Consider the following 25,869-nt stretch of genomic DNA (forward strand, 5'->3'; position numbering starts at 1 on the left):
TTACAAACACCTTACTCAGAAAGTGAGATGTTAAAAGTTTGTGACTCTTTAACAACATCTTGTGCCTCTGTATCTCCTGCAACTAAATCATCTGTTGTAAACTTAATATCCTTGATTTTTTCTTTCCCATCATCAAGTATTAAACCAATAATACCATCTCTTGTTTCACCGGGCTTATAGTCTTCTCTTGATACATTTTTTGTACCAACGAGCGTATCTTCATCATATAAAAAGTTTTGAGTCGCTACTTTAAAATGTTGTTTGTCATTAATTGCAATATCATTCATAGAGAAAAATTGCATATTTTTATTTCCGGTATTTTCCACTTTGTATGTAATCTCAACGTAACGAATCGTATCACTAATCTCTGTTCCACTTAGCGATGCATATAATTCTGCATCTTCTTGACTTACTTTATCACCTAATCTACGCTTTACTTCTTCAGGAGTTAATGCTGTATATACTTTCAATGTATTTTTTGCATCTTCACTCATCTGTGATAAAGAGATTACTTTCACATCTTGCACATGAATTTTCATTGGCGCTACTTCAAATGTTTGATTCACAGAATGCATCTGCTCCAACTTGAAAGTACCCCATCCCGTTTCTTTCACTTTTTGCCCTACTTTTTTCAGCTCACGTCCACCATATTCTTTCGTTTCCGGAATAGATTCTTTCTTCTTTGGCTCAGCTTTCTTTTCTTCTTGATGGAAGCAACCACTTAACATAAGAAGAAAACTACATAACACAAAAATACTTTTCCATGCTTTCATCATTTAATTTCTCCTAACACTATCATTCATTAATATAAATTAGTCCCTTGCTTTGTAAACTATAGAGACAATAAGAAGTCCACAAAACAAACTTGTCAATCCAGATACTATTATACCTCCTATTTGGAAAATATGAAAATAGGGATCTACTAACGCATGCACGATAAATATAATAACTGAAGCAACAAGTACTAAAACCCAATATTTCCTTTTTTCCGAAACTACAATACCATCTTTACCCATTTCATCTCTATAGTTCCATAGTACGTATAGTAATAATAGTAAACCAAAGCATGTACTCCCATGCTGCATATATTTATAAGCTGGAATACTATGTAATTCTCGTTGCAACAGCGATATTTTCATAACAAAATAGCCTGTCTTATGAGTAAACGCATCCCAAACAACATGCGTGAGCATACCAAATAATGCAGAATAGCAAAATATAAAGAAATCCTTCCATGTATGAAGCCCCCACCGCTCATCCACTGCATATGTATAGTAGCCTGCAATCGGTTTAGGTAAATGCGTTATAAAAGGCTTTTTTAAAATGTAATGATATATGTATGCTAACAGAAAGACAAGAGGTAAATTTAAATATAAGAAACCAAGCCATGTATGCCCAATAACACCATACGGTCTAAAGTGTAAAAAATATTCAAAGTCAGGCGCCATACTACCTAATATAAGAGCCGTTACTGAAATATAACGAGCCTGCTTCTTAGCAAAAGGAAGAACAGCTGCTGGATGCGCGAATGTAAACGGCATGTATTAACTCCTTTTCATAATTTCAATAGAATACATACTATCATAACGACATGAATAATCTCCATGCAATATTTATTTTCACATTGGAATATGATAGTTTACATGTTATAATCCACCTGGAATATTCAGAAAACAAGGGGAGCACGTGTCATTAACACTTTTCTTTTTTCTTGTTCTGTTTATCTTGTTTTTAAGTACATACATCGTTTTTTTCTTTGGAAACATTTTAAAGTCGCAAAATACATTTCCGCTTTTATCGGTTTCAGTATCACCCTTGTCATCTTCTTATTAAAACGAATAACTTTTAGCTGGGAAGGACTTGGTTTTAGTGCATTACAACATACGATACTATTTGCAAGTCTCCTCACCCTCGTATTCGCTACGTTATTAGAAACAAAATCTTCTATGAATTGAGGTTTATATATTGATTGACGTACCCTTTTTAAAAAATGTCACATTAAAAAAAGAAAATATCCCTAGTTTTTCCGCATATCCTTACTGCTTACCCGCAATTCGAACTTTACAATCACTAGCTTTCCACCCAAATGTAACATTCATTATAGGAGAAAATGGGACAGGTAAATCAACATTACTTGAAGGAATTGCAATTGCTTTAGGTTTTAATGCAGAAGGTGGAACGAAGAATTTCCATTTTAGCACAAACGATTCACACTCATCTTTACATGAATATCTTCGGATTTCCAAAAGTTTCAATACACCAAAAGATGGATTCTTTCTTCGCGCTGAATCATTTTATAACGTTGCTTCTTATATCGATGAAATAGATGCTGATCTGGAAGCACGCGGAAATCCAGTTATTGATTCCTATGGTGGTATCTCATTACACAAACAATCACACGGTGAATCATTCTTCTCATTATTTATGAATCGTTTTTCAGGACAAGGTTTATACATTTTAGATGAGCCTGAGGCCGCTCTATCACCGATGAGACAACTTTCCATGCTCATTCGAATGCATGAACTAGCTAAGCAAGGTTCACAATTTGTTATTGCGACGCATTCTCCTATTTTAATGGCTTATCCTGAATCCACTATATACTCTTTAACACAAGAGGGGATTCACGAATCCACATTAGAAGAAACCGAGCATTACCAAACGACGAAACTTTTCTTTGAAAATCGCGATCGATTATTTCACCACTTATTTGAGTCATAAAAAAAAGGCAGCAATCGCTGCCTCTTTTTTATAATGCTTCTATAAATAAAGCTACTCCAATACCGCCTCCAACGCATAGAGAGGCAATACCTTTCTCTAATCCACGTCTTTTTAATTCGTGAATTAAACTTACCGTAATACGAGCTCCTGTACAACCAATTGGATGTCCAAGTCCTACACCACTACCGTTTACATTCACTTTCTCACGGTCTAAACCTAATTCTTTCTCTACAGCTAGGTATTGTGCAGCGAAAGCTTCATTAATTTCAAGTAAATCTGCATCTTCTAATGACCAATCTACTTTTTCTAATCCTTTGCGAATTGCTGGTGCTGGTCCAATACCCATAATTTTCGGATCCACACCCGCTACTGAATATCCAACAATTCGAGCTAACGGTTGTAAACCTTTTTCTTTCGCCTTTTCTTCACTCATTAATACTAAAACGGCACTTCCGTCATTAAGACCAGATGAATTCCCTGCAGTTACTGATCCATCTTTACGGAAAGCTGGTTTTAATCCAGCTAATTTTTCCGCTGTAATATCTGCACGCGGATGTTCATCCTTCGAAAATACAACTTCTTTTCTACGCTCTTTTATTGTAATAGGAACAATTTGATCGTCAAAATGTCCAGACTCAATCGCTTGTAGTGCTAGTGTGTGACTACGAAGCGCAACTTCATCTTGTTCCTCTCTTGTAATTTCATATTGATCAACTAAATTTTCCGCTGTTTCACCCATCATAATATGATGCAATGGATCTTCTAATATTTCCCACACTGTATCACGGATTTCTCCATGTTGTAGACGTTGTCCCCAGCGGTGTTGTTTTAATGCATAAGGGCTTGAACTCATTGCTTCTACTCCACCTGCAACAACAATATCACTTACACCTAATTGGATTTGCATTGCAGCTGACATAATTGCTTGCATACCTGAAGAACATTGACGTTGAATTGTATAACCAGTAACTGTGTCAGGAAATCCTGCCGCTAATGCAGCTGTTCTTGCAGTATTTGCTTCATCAGTTCTTTGAATACAGTGACCTAAAATTACTTCATCAACTTCATGTGGTTCTACTCCGCCTCGTTTTACAGCTTCCTGAAGTACAGGAACAGCTAATTCTACTGGCGTTACATTTTTTAGTGCTCCCCCAAAAGTCCCAATTGGTGAACGAACTGCAGCTGTAATAACAACATTATGCATTTTGTACTTGCCCCTCTCTTATGTACACTAGTAAGTTTTTAGGTGAAATTCCATAAGATGTATGTCTACAACTATCATACTATAAAGATAGCAAAAAATCAAAATATTTAATATAATAAAAATAGAAGGAATTAACCTTCTATTCTGTCAATGCATATAAAAACTTTTGTAAAATTTTCTCTGTCGTTTCATTTAATTTTGGTAACTTATCTACTGGAAAGTATTGAAGTTGTAACCCTTCATGATCGAGCTTTAATTCTCCGCTTACATGATGCCCCTGATACAGATGAATGACATTAAAGATTTCATCTCCATTTGGATAACGGAAATATACTTCCTTTCCTGATAAGACACCAAGAAATTGCATGATTTTTGCAGTTAGTCCCGTCTCCTCGAATAATTCTCTACGAGCAGTTTCTTCTGTCGTTTCTCCCAGTTCCATTGCCCCGCCAGGCACACCCCAATCATATGTATCTGAACGATATTGAAGCAATACTTCTTGATTATCATTTAATATAATAATTGCTGATCCTACTAAAATAAGCGGTCTCGTACCAACTACTTTGCGTAACTCTTCAATATACCCCAATATGTAAACTCTCCTTTCCTCACCCTCCCTTATCATAACAAAATTTTTCTCATTTTGTTGATGTAAATTTCAAGAAAAAAAGGAAGCTTTCGCTCCCTTTTTTCACTTTATCCCGCATTAACGGGCAGTAAGACCCCTACCTCAAAGTTCAGCGAAAGTAAAGAAATTAGGTGGGGGATCAACTACCCGTAAAAGCCCGATTGGTGCGGGCTAATAATCAGTGGGGGATGGACAAAACCCCCACTGATTAAAGTTTCACTTTATTTCTTAAAACTTTCATATTTTACAGCTTCAAAAGCTTCTTCAATTTCCTCATTGCTATAATGGACATATGTAAAACGCCCTAATTCTACTAATCTAGCTATTTCTTGTAACGCTTTATGCTGATCATATGTTTCTTCAATTGTAATATGTACATAAAACTTCATTAATGGATGTTCATATAAAGGTTCTCCCACCTCTACATATACATCTTCAACCCCTTGCACAACTCTTACATAGCTCGCAAATTGATAAAGAGCTTCTCTGTCTGAAACGATTTTTAATGTATACATATATTCTCCCCCTTTTCTTTACTATATCAAAAAGATGACCATACTACGTTATAGAACTATGAAATTTTTTCGACTTGTAGTCTATATATTCGTGTAACAAACAAGGCGTTTATCCATACATAGGACCTTTTTCCCACATATATTATAGAAAGAATTTTTTCATTTGAGGTGTTCCTTATGGATTCATACGTTAATATATGTGTTTGCATTACTCCAGGCGCCGATATTTCTGACGACCGTATTGCAAAAGATTTAGCAGTTGCAGAATCAATTTGGCATCCCATTACATTTCAAATTAAAGAAGTAATTGTACTAAACGAACTTTTCCGTTTTTCTAATCGGGAAATTAGTTATAAAAACTCCATTCAAAGTCAGGAAAAATTATCATCCTTTTTTCAAACTTGTGTTAACGAAGCTCCTGAATGTGACCTTTATATTTGTTATATTGGCAGTGATTATTTCAAAGAAACCGCAGTAATCGCTTGCGCTTACTCTCTAGTGAAACAACAACAACTTACTGGTTACATCGTTTTAACAAATTCAGCTGCTCCAATGAAAAATATATACACCCTCGCTCACGAAATTGGTCATATTTTATTTACAAGACGTGTTCATGGAAAACTTACTCATGCAGATCCTCATTCTCCAACTGGATCGGAGCACCACCCTTCTCCAACAAATCTTATGTATCCTATAGTCCCTCGCCCTGAAAACGTCCATATTCAGTCCCTAGTAACAAACGAACAAAAAGCCCTTTCTTTACAAAGTCCTTTATTACAAAGAAAAAAACAGTAACAACCTTGTTACTGTTTAAAACAACATATTCCAATCTACAAACCAAATATCGGCTGCAAAGGATAAAAATATACTACTAACCGTAAAGATAATCCCTCTAAAAATCACAATATAATATTTCTTTGGAAATAATTTTTTTCATATCCAGAGCAGCCGCTTTCCAATTAAACCAAAGAACAAAATATAACCTGTTGTGCCATCTATTAAAGTATCGAAGTAGTCATCATGTACCTTTTTCGAAAAGGTAGTATATAGCCCAAAAATCGTTAAACCTAAAAACATAATAGACAATATATCTAGAAATATACTTTGCACATTTATTCCCCTCTTAATAAAAAATTCAGTTCGCTCACTATTAGCATAAAACTAGTTTACAGTTTTTTGCTCTTCATTTTTTAAAGACCATCGCATTAATACATATAAACTTCCATACAGAAGTAAAGGCTCTAGTATTATCAAATATGGGTTCTGCTTTCCTAATTCTTTAAATACAAACATAATTAATAGCGGTATGATAACAACTAAAATTCCAATCCATCCAAGTATATATGCTTCAGCAACTAACAGTACAATTAAGATAATTCCAGCTAATATATAACTTTGCATAGTAGAAAGGTGCAACATAGGTGTCCCATACCATTTATTCATAAACATTAATAATACTAGTAATAAAATTGGTATCATCGAAGCTAAGTAAAGAATACTAAATTCTTTTAGTTTACTTTTAAATGATGACATTTTAAACGCAAAAATTGTTCCTGCAACAGTAATCATTAATACAATCGGATATCCAATCAACTGCACATTCGTTAATATAAATTCATGATCGGGACTTTCAAATAAAATATTTGTAAGTAACCAATATCCACCAATACCAATAATCATTCCTAAAATACTTTTTATACTCCCACTTTTATCCTTCTCCATCTCCTTCGCCAATTCTTCAGCATATGCTTTTGGCGAATCACCAAATATATCACTTACCGTCTTTCCTTTTTTCTCACCTTCTATTAAATGCAGCTCTGCATCTTCTAGAAAAGCGTCCACATCTTCTTCTTTAATCCCTTTTGTTATTAAATATACTTTCGTATCTATTAAAAACTTTTCGCCTTCTTTAGAAACCTTCATTATAACCCCTCCCTTATTTAACCGTTTCTCTTCTATTCGTCTTCATCATAATTTCAAGGAAGATTAAAATAAATAAAATTCCGTATAAACATATAACTTGAAATAACATTGGGACGATATCTTCCGATGTAAATGTTTTAAACACTAACATAATAGAAAGCGGAATGATTAAATATAAATTTTTAAACCATCCTTCAAAATACATATTTATAGCTACTGTGATAATAAAAACCTCACCAGCTAATATATAACTTTGGACTAGAGTCAATGTAAACATCTTTGTAGGATATACTACATCTAATATCGTAACAGCTCCTAATAAAAACATTGGCGCTATCATGACTAAAGACCACATAGAAAACCACGTTTTTGTAAAGCTCGTGACAAAGGTCATTTTACGAAGTAGAAAATTAGGACTCATAACAGATAAAACCAATGTAAAACTATAACCAATACACTGAATAAGTGAAATTTGTAACATCCCATTATTCACTATTAAAATAGAAGCAATAATCCAAAACGAAACGATATTCATTACTGTAAAACCGATTTGCTTCCACGTTTCCTGCCTATCTCTTTCCATCACTTTTACAAGTTCATTGGCATATTCTTTCGGTGAGCTTCCGAAAATTTCTTCTACACTTTTCCCATCACTCTCACCTTCTATTAAATGCAACTCTGCATCTTCTATAAAGCTTTCAATGTCGCTTTCTTTCATACCCTTTGCTGTCAAAAACAATCTCATATCTAATAAGAACTGTCTTGCTTCATTAGATAGCATTATTTTTTCCTCCCCTTTCCTTCAAGCAGACGTTCTACACTACTTTGCATCGCTTCCCAACGATCCATAAATTCGTCTAGTGCATCTTTTCCCTTACCTGTTAACGTATAATACTTCCGTTTTGGACCAGATGGAGATTCCTTCATTACACTTGTTATTAGCTCTTCTTTTTGCATTCGTATTAATAACGGATAAATACTTCCCTCACTTGCCATTGTAAAACCATACTTCCCTAGTTTTTCGCTCATTTCATAACCGTATATTTCACCTTCAGAAATAATAGCAAGTAAGCATCCTTCTAAAATTCCTTTTAGCATTTGACTTGTCGACATATTTCAAATCCTCCTGCTAAAGATTTTTTTCCAAATGTTTGCAGGAATTTCATTATCTCCTCTCTAAATAGAGCAATAAGAGAACTTTTATTATGAAGGAGTGTTTTTCATCATGGTTACAAATCGAGTTGTCTTTTTAACAGGTGCTGCGAGCGGTATTGGTTATGAAATGGGAAGTGCTTTCGCAAAAGAAGGTGCTAAAGTTATCATTAGTGATCGTCTTGAAGATCGTGCAAAAGAAGCTGCTGAACAATTGCAAAAAGAAGGCTATCAAGCTATCGGTTTAAAATGTGACGTTACAGCTGAAGAAGAAATTGCAGCAGCAATTTCTCAAACAGTTACTCACTTCGGTTCATTAGACGTATTAATTAACAACGCAGGCATGCAACACGTCTCACCAATTGAAGATTTTCCAACGGATAAGTTCGAACTTCTTATTAAAATTATGCAAATTGCTCCATTTATTGCAACCAAGCTTGCCTTTCCTATTATGAAGAAACAACAGTATGGACGAATTATTAATATCGCTTCTATTAACGGCCTTGTCGGATTTGCTGGAAAAGCTGCTTATAATAGTGCGAAACATGGCGTAATCGGATTAACAAAAGTGGCTGCTTTAGAGGGAGCAACTCATGGAATTACTGTAAACGCTCTTTGTCCCGGATATGTTGATACTCCCCTTGTACGAAATCAACTACAAGATTTAGCAACTACACGAAATGTACCACTTGAAAATGTTTTAGAAGATGTTATTTATCCTCTTGTACCGCAGAAGCGCTTGTTGCAAGTACAAGAAATTGCAGATTATGCTATGTTTTTAGCAAGTGAAAAGGCAAAAGGCATAACTGGTCAAGCTGTTGTTATCGATGGTGGATATACTGCTCAATAAAGTGAAACTTTAATCAGTGGAGGTTTTGTTCATCCCCCACTGATTATTAGCCTTCACCAATCGGGCTTTTACGGGCAGTTAATGCGGGATAAAAAATAAAGTTTGCTCACGAAGAGCAAACCTTATTTTACTTTCTATCGCGAAGATCTTCCTACTTTAGTAATTGTTTAGGGAGTTTCTCAATTGCAACAATCACTCCGTCTAATTTACTTTCAATGCGATGTAGTAAATATAACGTTACAACAATTGGAAATCCCACATTACCTATCATCCCGATCCACTCTTCCATCTTTCTCTCCTCCCTTCATTACATAAATAAGAGGAAAAGAGAATCTTAGGCATAAAAAAACAAGCTCTTTGTGATTAGCTTGTTTTTTCAAATAATGACGTAATTTTTTGCTTATAATCTCCACGTAAAATACCTTTCTCAGTTATAATTCCTGTAATTAATCCATGCGGTGTTACGTCAAATGCAGGGTTAAATACAGGCGTTCCAAGTGGCGCCACTTGTTTCCCAAAAATTTTCGTAACTTCTGTTTCATCTCTTTCTTCAATGACAATTTCAGCACCTGTTTGTTTCGTAGTATCAAATGTAGATAAAGGTGCTGCAACGTAAAATGGGATACCGAAATACTTTGCTAATATAGCTAAATTTAATGTTCCTATTTTATTAGCAGTATCACCGTTTTCAACGATTCGATCTGCTCCTACAATAATCGCATTAATTTCTTTCGTTCGAATTGCATGTGCTGCAGTATTATCCGTAATAAGCGTTACATCAATGTCTGCTTGCTTCAATTCCCATGTCGTTAAACGACCACCTTGTAAAACCGGTCTCGTTTCACACGCGTATGCATGTAAACGCACACCTTTCTCTTTTCCGATATAAAAAGGGGCTAATGCAGTACCATATCGTGCAGTTGCAATACTCCCAGCGTTACAAATTGTTAAAATGTTATCACCGTCTTTAAAGCATGTTAACGCATGCTCTCCAATACTCCGGCACACCTCTTCATCTTCCTGCTGAATGCGAAGCGCTTCTTCTTCTAATATTTTTTGCGCTTCTTTTATTGTAGTAATCTCTCGAATTGATTCTCTCATGCGATCAATTGCCCAAAATAAATTCACTGCCGTCGGACGTGATGTCCCTAAATAATTACAATCTCTATTAAACTTCTTTTGAAACTCCTCAATATGTACAGTATTATATTTCTTTGCCGCAAGCGCCAAACCAAACGCAGCTACAATTCCAATTGCAGGCGCTCCGCGTACTTCTAACATTATGATACTTTTCCATACCTCTTCAATAGTCGTCAACGTTTTATATTCTGTACTATGAGGCAACTTTGTTTGATTTAATACCGCAATTGTATCACCTTTCCAACTTACAGATCTCGGCACAGTAACAATCATGCTCATGCTTTTATGCCCCCCGAAACTGTTTGTTGAAATAATGTTCGAAACAGTTGAATATCAGCACTCTTAGATTCATATTTTATTAGTTCTTTTCCTAAGTTTAGGGCTTGTTTCTTAGCTTGAATTCTTTTTTCTTTATTTGCTATTTCATCTAAATCAGCTACATGAGCTAAACCAATTGTTCTTCGAATTAATTCACATCCTGCAAATCCGACAGCATCAGTAAAGATATTTTGCAAAATAATTGGTAACCATTGTTTTTCTTTCGTATATGCTTCTACACCTTCTCCAATCCATAACTTCGTAAAAGTTTCTACAAAATGACTCCATGTTTTTTCTATATGGAAAAATAGTACATTTCTCTGTTCTTCTTCTCTAGATAATGCATTTAATAATAAATTTGCAATAAATTGACCAAGATCAAATCCAAATGGACCGTACGTTGCAAATTCTGGATCAATTACTTTCGTTTCAGAAGGCGATGAAAATATACTACCAGTATGTAAATCCCCATGAATGAGCGCTTCTTTTCTCGTTAAAAACTTATACTTATACTGTGCTACTTTTAATTTTAAAGTTTTGTCACTCCACAGTTCATCAACCGCTAGTTGTAACTCTGGCTCATAATCATTCGTATCGTAATGCCCAAACGGATCTGTAAACACTAAATCTTCTGTTATTTTACAAAGGTCTGGATTTACAAATGTACCCTCTAGTACCCTTTTCTCTTCTGACTGTAGACCGAAATCTGAAGTATAAAATAAAACATTTGCTAGAAAACGACCGATATGCTGAGATAAAAGTGGATACTCCTCTCCGTCTATTAACCCTCTTCTTGTAATTGTTAGTCTTGATAGGTCTTCTATTACCGTCACTGCCAACTTCTCATCATGACTGTATACTTCCGGAACGTATTCTGGTACATACTTCGCAAAAATTTGTAATGCCTTACTTTCAATCGTTGCTCTTTTTATAGACAACGGCCAGCTCTCACCAACTACTTTCGCATATGGAAGTGCTTGTTTTATTATAATCGACTTCTCTCCATCATCTAATTTGAACACGTAATTTAAGTTTCCATCTCCAATTTCATGACAGATGACATTTGATTTCTTTTCAAAATAGCCATGTTCTTTCGCATATTGTACAGCCGTTACTTCTGTTAATGAATAATATCCCATCGTCTTCTCCCCCTTTTTTTAATTCAGAGGTTTTTCTGACGCAGAAAAACCTCTTTCCACAAAGAAAGAGGTTTGAAGTTAATCTTCTCCCCTCTTATCTGCCAGAAAGTATACTTTCTGCTGGAATTAGCACCGTGCCTTTTGGCGTAAATACACGCCCCATTTCACAATGGTATTACGGTCGGTTGCTGGGCTTCATCGGGCCAAATCCCTCCACCTGCTCTTGATAAGAGTTGTATAATTTTTTGAATTTTTAACTTTATGTTGAAGACTATACCAAGAATAAAAATCACTTGTCAATATTTTATTTGTATAATTCTGGACGACGATCTGCAAAAACTGGAATCCCTTTACGAACCTCTTGAATTTTCTCGAATTTAAGTTCGCCAAACAAAATGGATTCCTCTTCATTTGCCTCTACCACCATTTCACCCCAAGGATCGACAATTAAAGAATGACCTGCAAATTCATTATTTGGGTCCTTCCCTGCCCTATTACAGGCAACAACATAACACTGATTTTCAACTGCTCTCGCCTGCAGAAGCAAGCGCCAATGTGCTAGACGAACTAATGGCCATTCTGCTACAACAAATAAAACTTTTGCACCTTTAGCAGTATGAACACGCATCCACTCCGGAAAGCGAATATCATAACAAATTGTGCCAGCACACTCTACATCATCTAGCTTAAATTCACCTGTCTCATTACCCGCTACTAAATATTTATGTTCATCCATCAGCTGAAATAAATGCACTTTACTATATTCATTGACTAGCTCTCCTTCCTTGTTTACAACATACATTGTATTGGTAACACCTTGCTCTGTTTGCTTTGCTATGGAACCACCAACAATATGTACACCATATTGCTTCGACCATTCTTTCAACTTTTCTTTCGTTTCTAATCCATTCCTATCTGCAATTTCAGAAAGTCTCGTTAAATCATATCCTGTTGTCCATAGTTCTGGTAAGACGATAACATCTGGTCTTTCCTTCATCGCTTCACTAATTTTATTTTTAGCGTTCTCAATATTTTTTTCTACATCTCCAAAGACAATATCCATTTGAATACATGCGACTTTCATTTTGTCAGCCCCATTCTTATTTTTTTCTTTACAAAATACTGGAAAGATTATATCATTTGTCACTAGAATTGTAACAACTTTCAAAAGAGGTGGAAAGTATGAAATTATTTCAACCTTCTGAGATAGTAACATCATTGCCAACACAATTTTTTGCTTCACTTGTTGCAAAAGTTAACAAAGTCGTTGCAGCTGGTCACGATGTTATTAATCTAGGTCAAGGTAATCCAGATCAACCAACACCGCAGCATATCGTAAAAGCTTTACAAGATGCTGCCGAAAAGACCATTCATCATAAATATCCGCCATTTCGCGGACATGAAAGTTTAAAAGAAGCCGTGGCAACATTCTATCAACGTGAATATGATGTAGTAGTAAATCCCGAAACTGAAGTTGCTATTTTGTTTGGTGGAAAAGCTGGATTAGTAGAATTGCCAATTTGTTTTACAAACCCTGGTGATACTATTCTCGTTCCAGATCCAGGCTATCCAGATTATTTATCCGGGGTTGCTTTAGCAAAAGCAAAATTTGAAACAATGCCGCTTATTGCAGAAAATAACTTTTTACCGGATTATACGAAGATTGATGACTCTATCGCCGAGCACGCAAAGTTAATGTTTTTAAACTATCCAAACAATCCTACTGGCGCTACTGCATCAAAAGATTTTTTTGATGAAACCATTCATTTTGCTAATAAACATAATATATTAGTTGTTCATGATTTTGCTTACGGTGCTATCGGATTTGATGGTCAAAAACCCGTTAGTTTCTTGCAAGCAGATGGGGCCAAAGATACAGGAATTGAAATTTACACATTATCAAAAACTTTCAATATGGCTGGGTGGCGTATTGCTTTTGCAGTCGGGAATGAAAGTGTCATCGAAACAATTAACCTATTGCAAGATCATATGTATGTTAGTATTTTTGGTGCAGTTCAAGACGCAGCCCGCGAAGCGCTATTAAGTTCACAGTCTTGTGTAACAGATCTTGTAAATAGTTACGAATCTAGGAGAAATGCTCTTATTTCAGCTTGTCACTCAATTGGTTGGAATGTAGATATTCCAACAGGGTCATTCTTCGCATGGCTTCCTGTACCAGAAGGATATACATCTGAGCAATTTTCTGATATTTTACTAGAAAAAGCACACGTTGCAGTTGCTCCTGGTATTGGATTTGGTGAGCACGGCGAAGGGTACGTCCGTGTTGGTCTCTTGCATACAGAAGAACGATTAAGAGAAGCTATTCATCGAATTGATAAATTAAATTTTTTCAAAAAATCGTTGACAACATAAAAAATATCTGACAAAATTCAGTTATCTTAAAAATTTAAACATTTCTAAATACTTCTTATCAAGAGCAGGTGGAGGGACGAGCCCGACGAAACCCGGCAACCGATCTACAATCGTAGACACGGTGCTAATTCTCGCAGCATTACGCTGACAGATAAGGAGCTGGTTGTAAAAAAACCTCTCCTTAGCTGAGAGGTTTTTTTATTTAACTAGGAGGTTATAACAATGAGCGGAATTATAGCGACGTATTTAATCCATGACGATTCACATAACTTAGAAAAAAAAGCTGAGCAAATTGCACTCGGTTTAACAATTGGCTCTTGGACTCATTTGCCACACTTATTGCAAGAACAATTAAAACAACATAAAGGCAATGTCATTCATATTGAGGAATTAGATGAGCAAGAACATATCAATTCGTATCTACGTAAAAAAGTTAAACGCGGGATTATTAAAATCGAATACCCATTATTAAATTTCAGTCCAGATTTACCAGCAATTTTAACAACTACATTTGGAAAGCTATCACTTGATGGTGAAGTAAAATTAATTGATTTAACCTTTTCAGATGAGTTAAAAAAGCATTTTCCTGGTCCGAAGTTTGGTGTAGATGGTATTCGAAACTTTTTACAAGTGTATGACCGCCCCCTTTTAATGAGCATTTTTAAAGGAATGATTGGACGAAACATTGGGTATTTAAAAACGCAATTACGCGATCAAGCGATTGGTGGCGTGGATATCGTAAAAGATGATGAAATTTTATTTGAGAATGCATTAACACCACTTACGAAGCGAATTGTTTCTGGCAAAGAAGTTCTACAATCCGTATATGAAACATACGGTCATAAAACGTTATATGCCGTAAATTTAACAGGACGAACTTTCGACTTAAAAGAAAATGCGAAACGCGCAGTGCAAGCTGGGGCTGATATTCTATTATTTAACGCATTTGCTTATGGACTAGATGTATTACAATCACTTGCAGAAGATGATGAAATCCCAGTTCCTATCATGGCACACCCTGCTGTAAGTGGTGCTTATTCAGCATCCAAGTTATATGGTGTCTCGTCTCCACTATTACTTGGAAAGCTACTACGTTATGCTGGTGCTGATTTTTCTTTATTCCCGTCTCCATATGGCAGCGTTGCGTTAGAAAAAGAAGAGGCTCTTACCATCTCAAAATATTTAACTGAAGACGATGCATTTTTCAAGAAAAGTTTTTCTGTTCCATCTGCTGGTATTCACCCTGGTTTCGTTCCCTTTATCTTGCGAGATTTCGGTAAAGATGTTGTTATTAATGCCGGTGGTGGGATTCATGGGCATCCGAATGGGGCGCAGGGCGGTGGCAAAGCATTCCGTGCTGCAATTGAAGCTACTTTGCAAGGAAAACCACTCCATGAAGTAGATGAAATAAATTTGCATCGCGCACTACAAATATGGGGAAATCCCTCACATGGGGTGAAATTATGAGTATTCAAGTGTTTTGTGATTTCGATGGTACGATTACAAATAACGATAACATTATGTCCATTATGGAAAAATTCGCACCACCAGAAGCAGAGGAAGTAAAGCAAAGAATTTTATCACAAGAGCTTTCTATTCAAGAAGGTGTTTCTCAATTATTTCAATTGCTACCTACTAATTTGCATGTTGATATTATTCAATTTTTAAAAGAAACTGCCGAAATCCGTACTGGCTTTCATGAATTTATACAATTTGTAAATGAAAATAATATTTCTTTTTACGTTATATCAGGTGGGATGGATTTCTTCGTCTATCCACTCTTACAAGGGATCCTTCCAAAAGAGCAAATTTACTGTAATGAAACAGACTTTTCAAACGAATACATTACAGTTAAGTGGCCTCACCCTTGTGATCATCACTGCCAAAATCATTGTGGATTATGCAAATCATCTTTAATCCGTAAATTAAGTGATACAAATGATTTTCATATTGTGATTGGAGATTCTATTACTGATTTACAAGCTGCAAAACAAGCAAATAAAGTTTTCGCTCGCGACTTCCTTATTACAAAGTGTGAAGAAAATCATATTGCTTATACACCCTTTGAAACATTTCATGATGTTCAAGCTGAATTAAAACATTTGTTGGAGGTGAAATTATGAAGCAACTTTTTCGTCAATGGTATGACTTAAGCGAGATAAAAAAAGAATTAACAACACGGAATTGGTTTCCAGCAACAAGTGGCAATATTTCTATAAAAGTTAGTCATGAGCCACTTACTTTTCTTATTACAGCAAGCGGTAAAGATAAGACAAAAACTACTCCAGATGATTTTTTATTAGTAGATCATCTAGGAGTTCCCGTTTTAGAGACTGAATTACGTCCTTCAGCAGAAACAATATTGCATTCACATATTTATAACAATACGAATGCCGGGTGCGTACTTCATGTTCATACAACTGATAACAATGTCATCACAAATTTGTATAGTGATAACGTTACCCTTCAAAATCAAGAAATTATTAAAGCTCTTGATATTTGGGACGAAGGTGCAACGATTAACATTCCCATTATCGAAAACCATGCTCATATCCCAACGCTTGGAGAGAACTTCCGAAAACATATAAAAGGAGATTCGGGGGCAGTATTAATTCGAAACCATGGCATTACCGTATGGGGCCGAGATAGCTTTGATGCAAAGAAGAGATTAGAAGCTTATGAGTTTTTATTCCAATTTCATATAAAACTATTATCAATTCAAGGAGGCGTTTCTAATGGCGCAAATTCGTATTCATGAAGTAAATACTCGCATTGAAAATGAGGTGGAAGTATCAAAATTTCTACAGGAAGAAGGCGTTTTATATGAGAAATGGAACATTTCTAAGCTTCCTACTCATTTAACAGAAAATTATTCCTTAACAGATGAAAACAAAGCTGATATATTAACGTTGTTTTCAAAAGAAATTGCTGACGTTTCAGAGCGCAGAGGTTATAAAGCATATGATGTGATTTCACTTTCAAATAGCACACCTAACCTTGACGAGTTATTAATTAATTTCCAAAAAGAACACCATCATACTGACGATGAAGTTCGCTTTATTGTCAGCGGTCATGGCATCTTCGCTATTGAAGGAAAAGATGGGCGATTCTTTGACGTTGAACTTGAACCTGGTGATCTTATATCTGTACCTGAAAATGCAAGACATTATTTTACCTTACAAGATGATCGTCAAGTTGTAGCTATTCGTATTTTTGTTACAACAGAAGGTTGGATTCCAATTTATTAAGGTAGCTAGTTGAATAAAAGAAATTGGAACCCCTTTTCCAATCTTTTATTCACTCTACATATATACATCCTCCTATGGAACAGACTTATTTCATTTTCTGAAATAAGTCTGATTTTTTATTTACTCAAAAACTTCTTCGCTTCCTTTTTAAAGGAGAATTACCCTCTTCGATTTTTCAACACTTTTTGAACATTTATTGAACTTTTTTTGAACTTTTTCTGAAAATTCTGTTTTATGTATGATATACTACAACTAATAAGAAGGAAAAGAATATTGCAAACAGAGGGGGATAATCATGAGTTTACTTATCGCACTTATACTAGGAGTTACATGCGGAGCTATTCCTGTCATTTTAGGAGCTATTATGGAAGAATTAGAAGTTGGTGTTTTAGGTTTTGCTGCATCATGTGTAAGCGCTTTATTTTTTGGTTTATATGGTGCTATTCCTGTTGCTATTCTGTGCGCATTTTATATAATACGCCATGCTCGAGCGAAACAGTTTGGTCCTAATCACACTGCACAAATTATTCCATTCCCAATTGAACGGTGCCGCCAGGCTTCCAGCCTATAAAGTGAAACTTTAATCAGTGGGGTTTTGTTCATCCCCACTGATTATTAGCCTTCACCAATCGGGCGTTTACGGGCAGCCCGACTCCCACCTAACTTCTCTGCTCCAGCTGAATTTTGAGGTGGGAGTTTTACTGCCCGTTAATGCGAGATAAATTATCCAACTTAAATATTATGCCTGCCTAAATAAATAAAAGTCCTCAAATGAGGACTTTTTATTTATTTTCTTCTAGAAATTGAAACAATTCTTGCAAATGAAGTGCATCTTCACTATAGCTAACGGATACATGACATGTCCCTTCAATCTCAGCATGCATATAAAGGGCAATTCCATCCCGATCATATTTCAACGCTAAATAAAACTCCATTTCCTCTAACATCTTTTTCGAGGTTCGGATAACATAATGTCCTTTCTCATCTCTTCCATATTCAAAATCTGGTCCAAAATCATATTTTTGTTTAAAAGCTTCTTTTTGCTTATCATTAATCTGTACACAAGTTGCTCGCTGTACAGCATCAATCATCTCGTCAAACTTTTGGAGATCCATCTCATTTACCCCCTTATATACTTTTTGTATAATACTTGTGTTCCGCTATTCTCTTTTCCATCTGCGATTAGCTCTTCATACAATTCCTTCGCTAAGGTTAAACCTGGTACTGGTAATTGTAATTTTTCAGCTTCATCTAAAGCAATCTTCATATCTTTCATAAAATGCTTTACATAAAAACCAGGTTCAAAATCTCCTTTTAACATTCGAGGAGCTAAATTACTTAATGACCAGCTACCTGCTGCACCTGTCGAAATACTCTCTAATACTTTATCTGCATTAAGTCCAGCCTTCTTCGCATACGCTACCGCTTCACATACTCCTATCATGTTAGAAGCAATTGCAATTTGATTGCACATTTTTGTATGTTGTCCACTCCCAGCAGGGCCTTGCAACTGAATATTTGTTCCTAGTCTTTCAAATAGAGGTAAACAAATATCATATATTCTGTTCTCTCCACCGACCATAATTGCTAGTCTAGCTTCTTTAGCCCCGACATCTCCTCCAGATACAGGTGCATCTAATGTATATATATTCTTGCTTTTCGCAAATTCATTAATACGTTTTGCCAATGTTGGTGTAGATGTTGTAAAGTCAATTGCAATCGTACCTTCATTTGCATGTTCTAAAATTCCATTTATCCCAAAGTACACTTCTTCTACATCGTGAGGATAACCAACCATCGTCATAACAACATCAACTTGCTTTACTAACGCTTTCGGTGTATCACACCAAGTCGCACCCTCTTGTACTAAAGAATCCGCTTTTTCCTTCGTTCTATTATATACATATACTTTATAACCACTTTGCATTAAATGGTTAACCATACTTTTTCCCATCACACCAATACCAATGAAACCTATTGATAAATTTTTATTCTCCATCTTCTCATCCCCTTTGTTCTAATAAATCATTTACCATCTTCCGAAATTCCTTATTAAAATCATCATCCAAACCATTCTTCACATTTGAGAATAAAATAACAAACGTTCCTTTTTCTTTATTGAAATTATTAAACGTATTCCAACCAGATAGTACACCATGGTTATGGAAAAAATCAGGATATATGTAAAAGCTAAATGCATATTTTCTTTCTTGTGAAGGTGTAAACATCGCTTGTATACTTTGTTCAGAAAGAAGCTTTCCATTTATAATCGCTTCATCTAATTTCTTCATATCTCCTACTGTCGTATACATCTCACCAGAGCCATATAACCAGTCCATCCCTAATTTTTGCGCTGGTACAAGTTCTTGATCTTTCTTCACATAACCCTTCGTGAAGTTTTTATCTCCAGGCACCATATTTCCCATACCTGATTCATGCATCTCTGCCTTTGTAAATATATTTTCTTTTATATAATCTCCTAAAGGCTTTTTCGTTATATTTTCTATAATATAAGCGAGCACCATATAATTATAATCCGTATACTTCCAACCTGTTCCTGGTGGAAAATCCAACTTTTGACTTCCAATCCAATTTATTAAATTTATACGTGAAGCTACATTAACCTTTCCCTTCCCATTTTCCGGTAAACCAGATGTATGCGTTAATAAGTGATATAACGTGATGTTTTTATCTGCTGGAAATGAAGGAATGTATTTATTTACATTATCTTGGATATTTAACTTCCCTTGTTCTTGTAACTGTAAAATGGATGTAGCAACAACTGTTTTCGTAATAGAACCGATACGATATTTTGTTTGAGGTGTATTTTCTATTTTATTTTGAACATCAGCATATCCATATCCTTTATTCAATATAACATGCTCTTTATCTGTCACCAAAACTGTCCCATTAAATTGCTTTCCTACTAAATACTGATCTAACTTTTGAGATATACTAGCATAATCAATTTTTTCTACTTCTTCTATATTATCCTGTACCTCTGACTCAATAGCAGGAGTTACCTTTGTTGTTAATACTGCTTGTTCCTTTGGATCGGGACTATCGAGAAAATAGTATACTCCGCCGCAAACTATAGCAGACAGTGAAGCCATAATCATTATTTTTTTCTTCATATTGTTCCTCCATAATTACTTCGTGAAAAATGGTCCCCATATTCTATTATCAGGCAATAAAAAAAAATCGCAACAATTTGTTGCGAAAAATCACATTTTTTCCTTTCTATATATACACACTTGATTTTTTCCATTTTTTTTTGCTTCATATAATGCAATATCCGCTCTTTGCATTAATTCTTCTTTAGTAATTCCTTGCTCATATAAAGCAACTCCAAAACTCGCTGTTAATTTCGAAATTCCAGAAAACTGCTTTGTTTCAATAAAAAACCTTAACGATTCCGCAACTTGAAACGCTTCTTTTTCTACCGTATCTGTCACTAATATTATAAATTCTTCTCCTCCCCACCTTGCAAATATATGTTGATGTTCAACTTTAGCTTTCATAAGATCTGCAAGTTGTACTAATGCTAAATCACCAAAATCATGACCATATGTGTCATTTACTGATTTAAAATTATCTATATCAAACAAAATAAGTGCTATTTTTTCATCATTACGTATTACATTCTCCCACTCTTTCTCCAATACTTGCTGGAATCTCAAACGATTATATATTTCTGTCAATGAATCTATCATAGCCAGTCTTTCTTGCTCTTGATAGATTTCATCTAATTCTGTAATCTCTGTGCATTTTACTATAAATCGCGATAAGTCTTCTGGCAATGGTGTCGCACGTAATAAAAAGGTAGAAGCTTCCCCTTCATAATTGTGCATCTTAATTCTTCTTCCATTTGATAAAGTATCATCCAACCATGTTATATCGTGAGTCGTCGAATAATACCCTGTCTCTCTTATAAGATGTTCTGCAAATACTAAATGTTGTTCGCGATACATAAATAAATTATCATATCCGAAAAACTCTAAAAAATTTGTATTACAATCAACAATCTCATCATCTTCTACTATAAATAATAAATCATTTTGAAAATCAAACATCGTTTGAAGTAATTCCTGTTGTAAACTTACTTGTCGCACTAAAGAAAGCTGATATAAACTCTTATTCACTTCCTCTAGTACCACTTGTGGGGTTACTGGTGCTATAACAATATTACGTATTCCTAACATTAGTAAATCTGCAAACTCATTGTTTATCTGTTGATCCCAAATGATAATGAATGTACTCCGTGAATCATATATATTCTTTATATATTTTATTTGAGCAAAATCTGTTACATACATAATTACAATATGCGGTCTAGTTCTATGAAACAATATTTCTCCTTCTTCAAAACTATTTGCTATAAACATACATTTTGGATGGACATTTTCTATCGTTTGTTGATGTGTACATCCATCTTCTATATAAAGGACATTCAACTGAAGATCTTGTAATACATTTTGGAAAACAGTATTCTCTAATAAAAAATGTAGTATGTTCATCACTAGTCTTCACTCACTTCATATATCTTGTTTTACTGAATTCCTCACAATCATTTTATAAAAGATTGTTCTCAAAAAAATCCGATTAGTAAGGGATACATATTAACAAGCTAATTGAGAATGTTATCTTCGCTTATCTACTCTAGAAATTCCTTTTTTAGTGTATGATTATATGAATTGTATCGTTTGTATGAATGCCCTCCTTATCACTTAAAACTTGACAATTAAAATAAAGTTATTATATTCTTAAATTCAATAACTTACAAAATGTAAGTATAATATATTAAATGTATTTTAAATTAAGTTGATATGTAATTTGGAGGATATATAATGACAAACAGTGACTTTTTTAACGTTTTATATGAACGTACATCTACACGTGCATTCAACCCTGAAAAAGAAATTTCATCTACAGAATTACACGAAATTTTAAAAGCAGCTGCTCAAGCACCTTCTGCTTGGAACTTGCAACACTGGAAATTCCTTGTTTTCCAAGGCGAAGACGTACAAAAACGATTACAGCCAATTGCTTATAACCAACAACAAATTCTTGATGCTTCTGCCGTAGTCGCTATTTTAGGTGATTTAGAAGCATATAAAAATGTTGAACCTGTTTACGGTCCAATTGTAGAACAAGGATTTATGAAAGAAGAAGCGAAAGAACGCTTAGCTAAAAATATTGAATCTGCATATACTCGTGAACAATACCCACGAGATGCTGCCTTTTCAAATGCTGCTTTAGCAGCAATGCAACTTATGCTTGCTGCTAAAGCAACTGGTTGGGATACTTGCGCAATTGGTGGTTTCAACCCACAAGCACTAATGGAAGAATTTAATGTTTCATCGCGTTACGTACCAATTATGCTTATTACAATTGGTGAATCAACTTTAAAAGGTCACCCTGCACCGCGCATGAGCGTAGAACAAGTGAGTGAATGGGCGAAATAATAAAAAAACGAAGGTAATTTCATTACCTTCGTTTTTTTATATTCTGTCACACATCCGTAATATTACAATGTATTATTCGACATCTATACATAGAGAAATCGTAATTTTCATGCTATCCCCATAAACAAATATGGCGTTTTGTGTCGAATTTTGTTAAAGCATCGAAATATAACCGTGTATTTTTGTTACAATTGTGATACAATGATAACAAATAGATAACAAGAGAGGGATTTTCATTGAGTTCATACGGAAGCTTTATCGCACTTTTAAGTTACATAGTAACTGTACTGCTGCTATATTTTATTGGCGATGCTGCAAACATATCAGTGTTACAATTCCCAAAAGAAGAAGCGTTACAATTAGAAGCAGAAAAACATACTGTACGATCCATTGCACCACTACTCTTAGCTCTTCCTGTATATATCATCGTTTTATATAAAAGCAAAAAAGTGTAAAGGCTACCTATTTCATTCATTTCGGTGGTCTTTACATTTTTTTGTGATATTTCCCCTATTTTAAACATCATTCCATACTAAACACCCATCTAGTCATTTAAAATGAGAAAATCCCCTAGAAAAATTTCCATTATCTGTCCAGTCACCGAATGCCAAACTTACATAGATTATAAGTGTGAAGGGGGTGATGAGGATTATGTTTGGATCATTTGGATGCTGTGATAACTTTAGAGACTGTCATCATCGTGAAAGAGAGTGTGACCATCGCGACCATCGCGAGAAAGAGAAAGAGGTAAAACCACAACAAACAGCTGTATGTAACGTACTTGCTAGCATTTCAGTTGGAACAGAGCTTTCTCTTTTAAGCATTAGAGGTAACGGAACATTCAACAATGTAATTTTTGAAGGTTTCGCTAACGGCGTTGCTCTTTTCTCTGCTTTAGCTCGTAATAACAAAGACGACAAAGATAACGATAAAGACGATAAGAACAATCAAAATCGAAATACTTTTACTGGCATTTTACGTGTTTGCCCAACTGATATCGTTGCAATCGCTATCTAATTCTGTTCTTTATCCTCAATAGCCGCAAAATAAGATTTACTTTTTTCATAAAAAAAACCTGAGACCGATTTCAAATCGACTCAGGTTTTTTACTATTATATGCTTTTAACTAATTCAACAACTTCTTCAGCAGTTGACATTGTTAACGCTTTTTCTGCCAATGTTTCCATTTCTGCTTTTGACAACTTGCTTAGTTGTGTTCTTGCAGGAAGAATTGATGTTGCACTCATACTGAACTCATCTAAACCTAATCCTAATAATAATGGGATAGCAAGTGAATCTCCTGCCATCTCACCACACATACCAGCCCATTTGCCCTCTTTATGAGCAGCATCGATAACCATTTTTACAAGACGTAAAATAGATGGGTTATATGGTTGGTATAAGTAAGCTACTTGTTCGTTCATACGGTCTGCAGCCATCGTGTATTGGATTAAGTCATTTGTTCCGATAGAGAAGAAATCAACTTCTTTTGCGAATTGATCTGCTAATACTGCTGAAGCTGGAATTTCAACCATCATCCCCACTTCAATAGAATCAGAAACAGTTGTACCCGCTTCTACAAGTCTTTCTTTCTCTTCTAATAAGATTGCTTTCGCTTGACGGAACTCATCAAGAGTTGCAATCATCGGGAACATAATTTTTAAGTTACCGTATACGCTAGCACGAAGTAATGCACGAAGTTGTGTACGGAACACATCTTGCTCATCAAGACATAAGCGAATTGCACGGTATCCTAAGAATGGGTTCATTTCTTTTGGTAAATGTAAGTATGGAAGCTCTTTATCTCCACCGATGTCAAGTGTACGAACAACGACAGGTTGACCTTCTTTTACACCTTCAAGAACTGCTTTATACGCTTCGAACTGCTCTTCTTCTGTTGGAAGATTGTCACGGCCCATGTATAAGAATTCTGTACGGTATAAACCAACGCCTTCTCCGCCATTATCGATAATACCTTGTACATCATTTGGTGTTCCGATATTAGCAACAAGCTCAACATGATGTCCATCACTTGTTACAGTAGCTTGATCTTTTAATTTTGCCCATACAGCTTTTTGCTCTTCAAATTTCGCTTTCTTTTCCTCAAAAGCACGAAGAGTTTCTTGAGATGGGTTTACAATTACTTCTCCATCTAAACCGTCAATGATTACGATATCGCCGTTTTGAATTTTTTCCATAACAACCTTCGTACCAACAACAGCTGGAATTTCCATAGAACGAGCCATAATTGCAGAGTGAGATGTACGTCCACCGATATCAGTTGTGAAACCTTTTGCATACTTACGGTTTAACTGAGCTGTATCAGATGGTGTTAAATCTTCAGCAATGATGATTACTTCTTCCGAAATTGTACCAGGGTTTGAGAAGTTAATTCCTAGTAAATGTGCAAGAACACGTTTTGTTACGTCGCGAATATCCGCAGCACGTTCTTTCATGTATTCGTTATCCATGTTTTCAAACATAGAAATAAACATTGATGCAACTTCATCCATTGCAAATTCAGCATTTACTTTTTCGCTATTTACTTTATCTTTTACTGGATTTACTAATTCCGGATCATTTAATACTAATAAATGTGCTTCAAAGATAGCAGCTTTATCAGCACCTAGCTCAGCAAAAGCGTGGTCCTTAATAGCTTCTAGTTCAGATTTTGCTTTCTCAAGCGCAGCGTCTAAGCGTGCAATTTCAGCAGCTTCGTTTGTAATCGATTTCTTTTCAATGTTAAATTCAGGATTTTCAAGTCTGAAAGCCTTCGCAATAGCAATCCCACTTGATGCAGCAATCCCTTGGATGTTAAGAGTCATTATTCTCCTAATCCTTCGTTTTTCATAGTTTCTTCGATAGCTGCTAGTGCTTGAGCTGCATCATCACCATTTGCAGTGACCTTAATTTCCGCGCCTTGTTGAATTCCTAAAGACATAACACCCATGATTGATTTTAAGTTAACGTTTTTTCCGTTATACTCTAAGTTAATGTCAGAACCGAATTTGCTTGCAGTGTTTACAAGTAGAGTTGCTGGACGAGCATGAATTCCTGAGTCGCTAGTTACTTTAAAGATTTTTTCCATGATAATTTATCTCCTTTAAATTACGTATTTTTTCAGTTGTATAGACGTGAGTACTACATCATCTATTGTATATAATAGGCGATGTTCGGTCAACCACATCGCCTATTA

30 protein-coding genes, 2 pseudogenes and 2 riboswitches are annotated in these 25,869 nt (G+C 35.2%); of the genes and pseudogenes, 13 read left to right on the top strand and 19 right to left on the bottom strand.

The window, feature by feature from the left end; genetic code table 11:
• Positions 1-11 precede the first annotated feature (11 nt).
• Together QUF93_RS21285 and QUF93_RS21290 are read right to left on the bottom strand one after the other, a co-directional pair.
• On the bottom strand, positions 12-776 hold the full coding sequence (locus tag QUF93_RS21285) for a hypothetical protein (protein WP_002122112.1): 765 nt from the start codon (positions 774-776) through the stop codon (positions 12-14).
• Between the two features lie 36 nt (positions 777-812).
• Positions 813-1,541 carry a DUF4184 family protein gene (locus QUF93_RS21290; RefSeq protein WP_289360105.1) on the bottom strand — a complete coding sequence of 243 codons (729 nt, stop codon included), beginning with the start codon at positions 1,539-1,541 and terminating at the stop codon, positions 813-815.
• Between the two features lie 145 nt (positions 1,542-1,686).
• Between QUF93_RS21290 and QUF93_RS28930 the strand changes: the two are divergent.
• Positions 1,687-1,955: pseudogene (locus QUF93_RS28930) on the top strand (hypothetical protein).
• A 10-nt stretch (positions 1,956-1,965) separates the two neighbouring features.
• On the top strand, positions 1,966-2,718 hold the full coding sequence (locus tag QUF93_RS21295; RefSeq protein ID WP_289360106.1) for an AAA family ATPase: 753 nt from the start codon (positions 1,966-1,968) through the stop codon (positions 2,716-2,718).
• A gap of 28 nt (positions 2,719-2,746) precedes the next feature.
• Here QUF93_RS21295 and QUF93_RS21300 read toward each other — a convergent pair whose 3' ends face one another.
• From QUF93_RS21300 to QUF93_RS21310, 3 genes are all read right to left on the bottom strand, one after another.
• The gene (locus tag QUF93_RS21300) at positions 2,747-3,922 is read right to left on the bottom strand and encodes an acetyl-CoA C-acetyltransferase (RefSeq protein ID WP_002122118.1); all 1,176 of its coding nucleotides are present in this window, start codon (positions 3,920-3,922) and stop codon (positions 2,747-2,749) included.
• A 139-nt stretch (positions 3,923-4,061) separates the two neighbouring features.
• A complete protein-coding gene (locus QUF93_RS21305; protein WP_002122121.1) occupies positions 4,062-4,511 on the bottom strand; it encodes an NUDIX hydrolase in 450 nt (149 codons plus the stop codon).
• A gap of 260 nt (positions 4,512-4,771) precedes the next feature.
• Positions 4,772-5,065: a DUF3928 family protein gene (locus QUF93_RS21310; protein WP_000288333.1), complete on the bottom strand. Its 294-nt coding sequence runs from the start codon at positions 5,063-5,065 to the stop codon at positions 4,772-4,774.
• Positions 5,066-5,242: 177 nt separating this feature from the next.
• Here QUF93_RS21310 and QUF93_RS21315 point away from each other — a divergent pair, with 177 nt between their 5' ends.
• Positions 5,243-5,860, top strand: coding sequence for an ImmA/IrrE family metallo-endopeptidase (locus tag QUF93_RS21315; protein WP_289360107.1), 618 nt, complete (start codon positions 5,243-5,245; stop codon positions 5,858-5,860).
• Positions 5,861-5,875: 15 nt separating this feature from the next.
• On the opposite strand, the pseudogene QUF93_RS21320 reads toward QUF93_RS21315, so the two are convergent.
• The 4 genes and pseudogenes from QUF93_RS21320 to QUF93_RS21335 all read right to left on the bottom strand — a co-directional run bounded on the left by QUF93_RS21320 (position 5,876) and on the right by QUF93_RS21335 (position 8,101).
• A pseudogene (locus QUF93_RS21320) lies at positions 5,876-6,175 on the bottom strand (DNA-binding protein).
• A gap of 51 nt (positions 6,176-6,226) precedes the next feature.
• Complete coding sequence (locus QUF93_RS21325; protein ID WP_289360108.1) at positions 6,227-6,988, bottom strand: DUF1129 domain-containing protein; 762 nt, start codon at positions 6,986-6,988, stop codon at positions 6,227-6,229.
• Positions 6,989-7,001: 13 nt separating this feature from the next.
• Positions 7,002-7,769 (bottom strand): DUF1129 domain-containing protein, encoded by a 768-nt coding sequence (locus QUF93_RS21330; RefSeq protein ID WP_289360109.1) that lies wholly within the window; start codon positions 7,767-7,769, stop codon positions 7,002-7,004.
• Complete coding sequence (locus QUF93_RS21335; RefSeq protein ID WP_289360110.1) at positions 7,769-8,101, bottom strand: PadR family transcriptional regulator; 333 nt, start codon at positions 8,099-8,101, stop codon at positions 7,769-7,771. Before QUF93_RS21335 ends, QUF93_RS21330 begins: the two co-directional genes overlap by 1 nt.
• Positions 8,102-8,213: 112 nt before the next feature.
• Between QUF93_RS21335 and QUF93_RS21340 the strand changes: the two genes are divergently transcribed.
• A complete protein-coding gene (locus tag QUF93_RS21340; RefSeq protein ID WP_289360111.1) occupies positions 8,214-8,990 on the top strand; it encodes a 3-hydroxybutyrate dehydrogenase in 777 nt (258 codons plus the stop codon).
• A gap of 151 nt (positions 8,991-9,141) precedes the next feature.
• Here the strand turns inward: QUF93_RS21340 and QUF93_RS21345 are convergent, their stop codons facing one another.
• The 4 genes from QUF93_RS21345 to QUF93_RS21360 form a co-directional block, all read right to left on the bottom strand.
• A complete protein-coding gene (locus QUF93_RS21345) occupies positions 9,142-9,279 on the bottom strand; it encodes a YvrJ family protein (protein WP_002014881.1) in 138 nt (45 codons plus the stop codon).
• Positions 9,280-9,353: 74 nt separating this feature from the next.
• Positions 9,354-10,409, bottom strand: a complete 1,056-nt coding sequence (mtnA, locus tag QUF93_RS21350; RefSeq protein WP_289360112.1) for an S-methyl-5-thioribose-1-phosphate isomerase — start codon at positions 10,407-10,409, stop codon at positions 9,354-9,356.
• Positions 10,406-11,587, bottom strand: coding sequence for an S-methyl-5-thioribose kinase (gene mtnK, locus QUF93_RS21355; RefSeq protein ID WP_289360113.1), 1,182 nt, complete (start codon positions 11,585-11,587; stop codon positions 10,406-10,408). Before mtnK ends, mtnA begins: the two co-directional genes overlap by 4 nt.
• 91 nt (positions 11,588-11,678) lie before the next feature.
• Positions 11,679-11,820, bottom strand: a riboswitch (SAM riboswitch).
• Between the two features lie 71 nt (positions 11,821-11,891).
• The gene (locus QUF93_RS21360) at positions 11,892-12,755 is read right to left on the bottom strand and encodes a carbon-nitrogen family hydrolase (protein ID WP_289361007.1); all 864 of its coding nucleotides are present in this window, start codon (positions 12,753-12,755) and stop codon (positions 11,892-11,894) included.
• Between the two features lie 14 nt (positions 12,756-12,769).
• Between QUF93_RS21360 and QUF93_RS21365 the strand changes: the two genes are divergently transcribed.
• The 6 genes from QUF93_RS21365 to QUF93_RS21390 all read left to right on the top strand — a co-directional run bounded on the left by QUF93_RS21365 (position 12,770) and on the right by QUF93_RS21390 (position 17,779).
• Positions 12,770-13,960 (top strand): pyridoxal phosphate-dependent aminotransferase, encoded by a 1,191-nt coding sequence (locus QUF93_RS21365; RefSeq protein WP_098989258.1) that lies wholly within the window; start codon positions 12,770-12,772, stop codon positions 13,958-13,960.
• Positions 13,961-14,012: 52 nt separating this feature from the next.
• A riboswitch (SAM riboswitch) is annotated at positions 14,013-14,118 on the top strand.
• A 64-nt stretch (positions 14,119-14,182) separates the two neighbouring features.
• On the top strand, positions 14,183-15,427 hold the full coding sequence (mtnW, locus tag QUF93_RS21370) for a 2,3-diketo-5-methylthiopentyl-1-phosphate enolase (RefSeq protein WP_289360114.1): 1,245 nt from the start codon (positions 14,183-14,185) through the stop codon (positions 15,425-15,427).
• On the top strand, positions 15,424-16,083 hold the full coding sequence (locus QUF93_RS21375) for a 2-hydroxy-3-keto-5-methylthiopentenyl-1-phosphate phosphatase (protein ID WP_289360115.1): 660 nt from the start codon (positions 15,424-15,426) through the stop codon (positions 16,081-16,083). The genes mtnW and QUF93_RS21375 overlap by 4 nt, the downstream gene beginning before the upstream one ends.
• Complete coding sequence (locus QUF93_RS21380) at positions 16,080-16,718, top strand: methylthioribulose 1-phosphate dehydratase (protein ID WP_289360116.1); 639 nt, start codon at positions 16,080-16,082, stop codon at positions 16,716-16,718. Before QUF93_RS21375 ends, QUF93_RS21380 begins: the two co-directional genes overlap by 4 nt.
• Complete coding sequence (locus tag QUF93_RS21385) at positions 16,696-17,208, top strand: acireductone dioxygenase (protein WP_002122154.1); 513 nt, start codon at positions 16,696-16,698, stop codon at positions 17,206-17,208. Before QUF93_RS21380 ends, QUF93_RS21385 begins: the two co-directional genes overlap by 23 nt.
• Positions 17,209-17,503: 295 nt before the next feature.
• Positions 17,504-17,779 (top strand): hypothetical protein, encoded by a 276-nt coding sequence (locus tag QUF93_RS21390; protein WP_289360117.1) that lies wholly within the window; start codon positions 17,504-17,506, stop codon positions 17,777-17,779.
• 211 nt (positions 17,780-17,990) lie between these two features.
• Here QUF93_RS21390 and QUF93_RS21395 read toward each other — a convergent pair whose 3' ends face one another.
• The 4 genes from QUF93_RS21395 to QUF93_RS21410 form a co-directional block, all read right to left on the bottom strand.
• Positions 17,991-18,323, bottom strand: coding sequence for a DUF3909 family protein (locus QUF93_RS21395; protein WP_002122159.1), 333 nt, complete (start codon positions 18,321-18,323; stop codon positions 17,991-17,993).
• Positions 18,324-18,328: 5 nt separating this feature from the next.
• Positions 18,329-19,207 carry an NAD(P)-dependent oxidoreductase gene (locus tag QUF93_RS21400; protein ID WP_289360118.1) on the bottom strand — a complete coding sequence of 293 codons (879 nt, stop codon included), beginning with the start codon at positions 19,205-19,207 and terminating at the stop codon, positions 18,329-18,331.
• A gap of 4 nt (positions 19,208-19,211) precedes the next feature.
• Positions 19,212-20,342, bottom strand: a complete 1,131-nt coding sequence (locus tag QUF93_RS21405) for a serine hydrolase domain-containing protein (RefSeq protein WP_289360119.1) — start codon at positions 20,340-20,342, stop codon at positions 19,212-19,214.
• Between the two features lie 90 nt (positions 20,343-20,432).
• Entirely contained in the window at positions 20,433-21,725 is a 1,293-nt protein-coding gene (locus QUF93_RS21410) for a GGDEF domain-containing protein (protein ID WP_289360120.1), read from the bottom strand.
• A 330-nt stretch (positions 21,726-22,055) separates the two neighbouring features.
• On the opposite strand from QUF93_RS21410, the gene QUF93_RS21415 reads away from it, so the two are divergent.
• The 3 genes from QUF93_RS21415 (at position 22,056) to QUF93_RS21425 (ending at position 23,690) form a co-directional block, all read left to right on the top strand.
• Entirely contained in the window at positions 22,056-22,673 is a 618-nt protein-coding gene (locus QUF93_RS21415; RefSeq protein WP_289360121.1) for a nitroreductase family protein, read from the top strand.
• 236 nt (positions 22,674-22,909) lie between these two features.
• On the top strand, positions 22,910-23,128 hold the full coding sequence (locus tag QUF93_RS21420) for a hypothetical protein (protein WP_002160628.1): 219 nt from the start codon (positions 22,910-22,912) through the stop codon (positions 23,126-23,128).
• A gap of 196 nt (positions 23,129-23,324) precedes the next feature.
• Positions 23,325-23,690, top strand: coding sequence for a DUF3915 domain-containing protein (locus QUF93_RS21425; RefSeq protein ID WP_002033917.1), 366 nt, complete (start codon positions 23,325-23,327; stop codon positions 23,688-23,690).
• Positions 23,691-23,785: 95 nt separating this feature from the next.
• Here QUF93_RS21425 and ptsP read toward each other — a convergent pair whose 3' ends face one another.
• A complete protein-coding gene (gene ptsP, locus QUF93_RS21430; RefSeq protein WP_289360123.1) occupies positions 23,786-25,498 on the bottom strand; it encodes a phosphoenolpyruvate--protein phosphotransferase in 1,713 nt (570 codons plus the stop codon).
• The gene (ptsH, locus tag QUF93_RS21435) at positions 25,498-25,761 is read right to left on the bottom strand and encodes a phosphocarrier protein HPr (protein ID WP_002033915.1); all 264 of its coding nucleotides are present in this window, start codon (positions 25,759-25,761) and stop codon (positions 25,498-25,500) included. The genes ptsP and ptsH overlap by 1 nt, the downstream gene beginning before the upstream one ends.
• Positions 25,762-25,869 lie beyond the last annotated feature (108 nt).

The organism is Bacillus hominis, assembly GCF_030348325.1.
GTDB lineage: Bacteria > Bacillota > Bacilli > Bacillales > Bacillaceae_G > Bacillus_A > Bacillus_A hominis.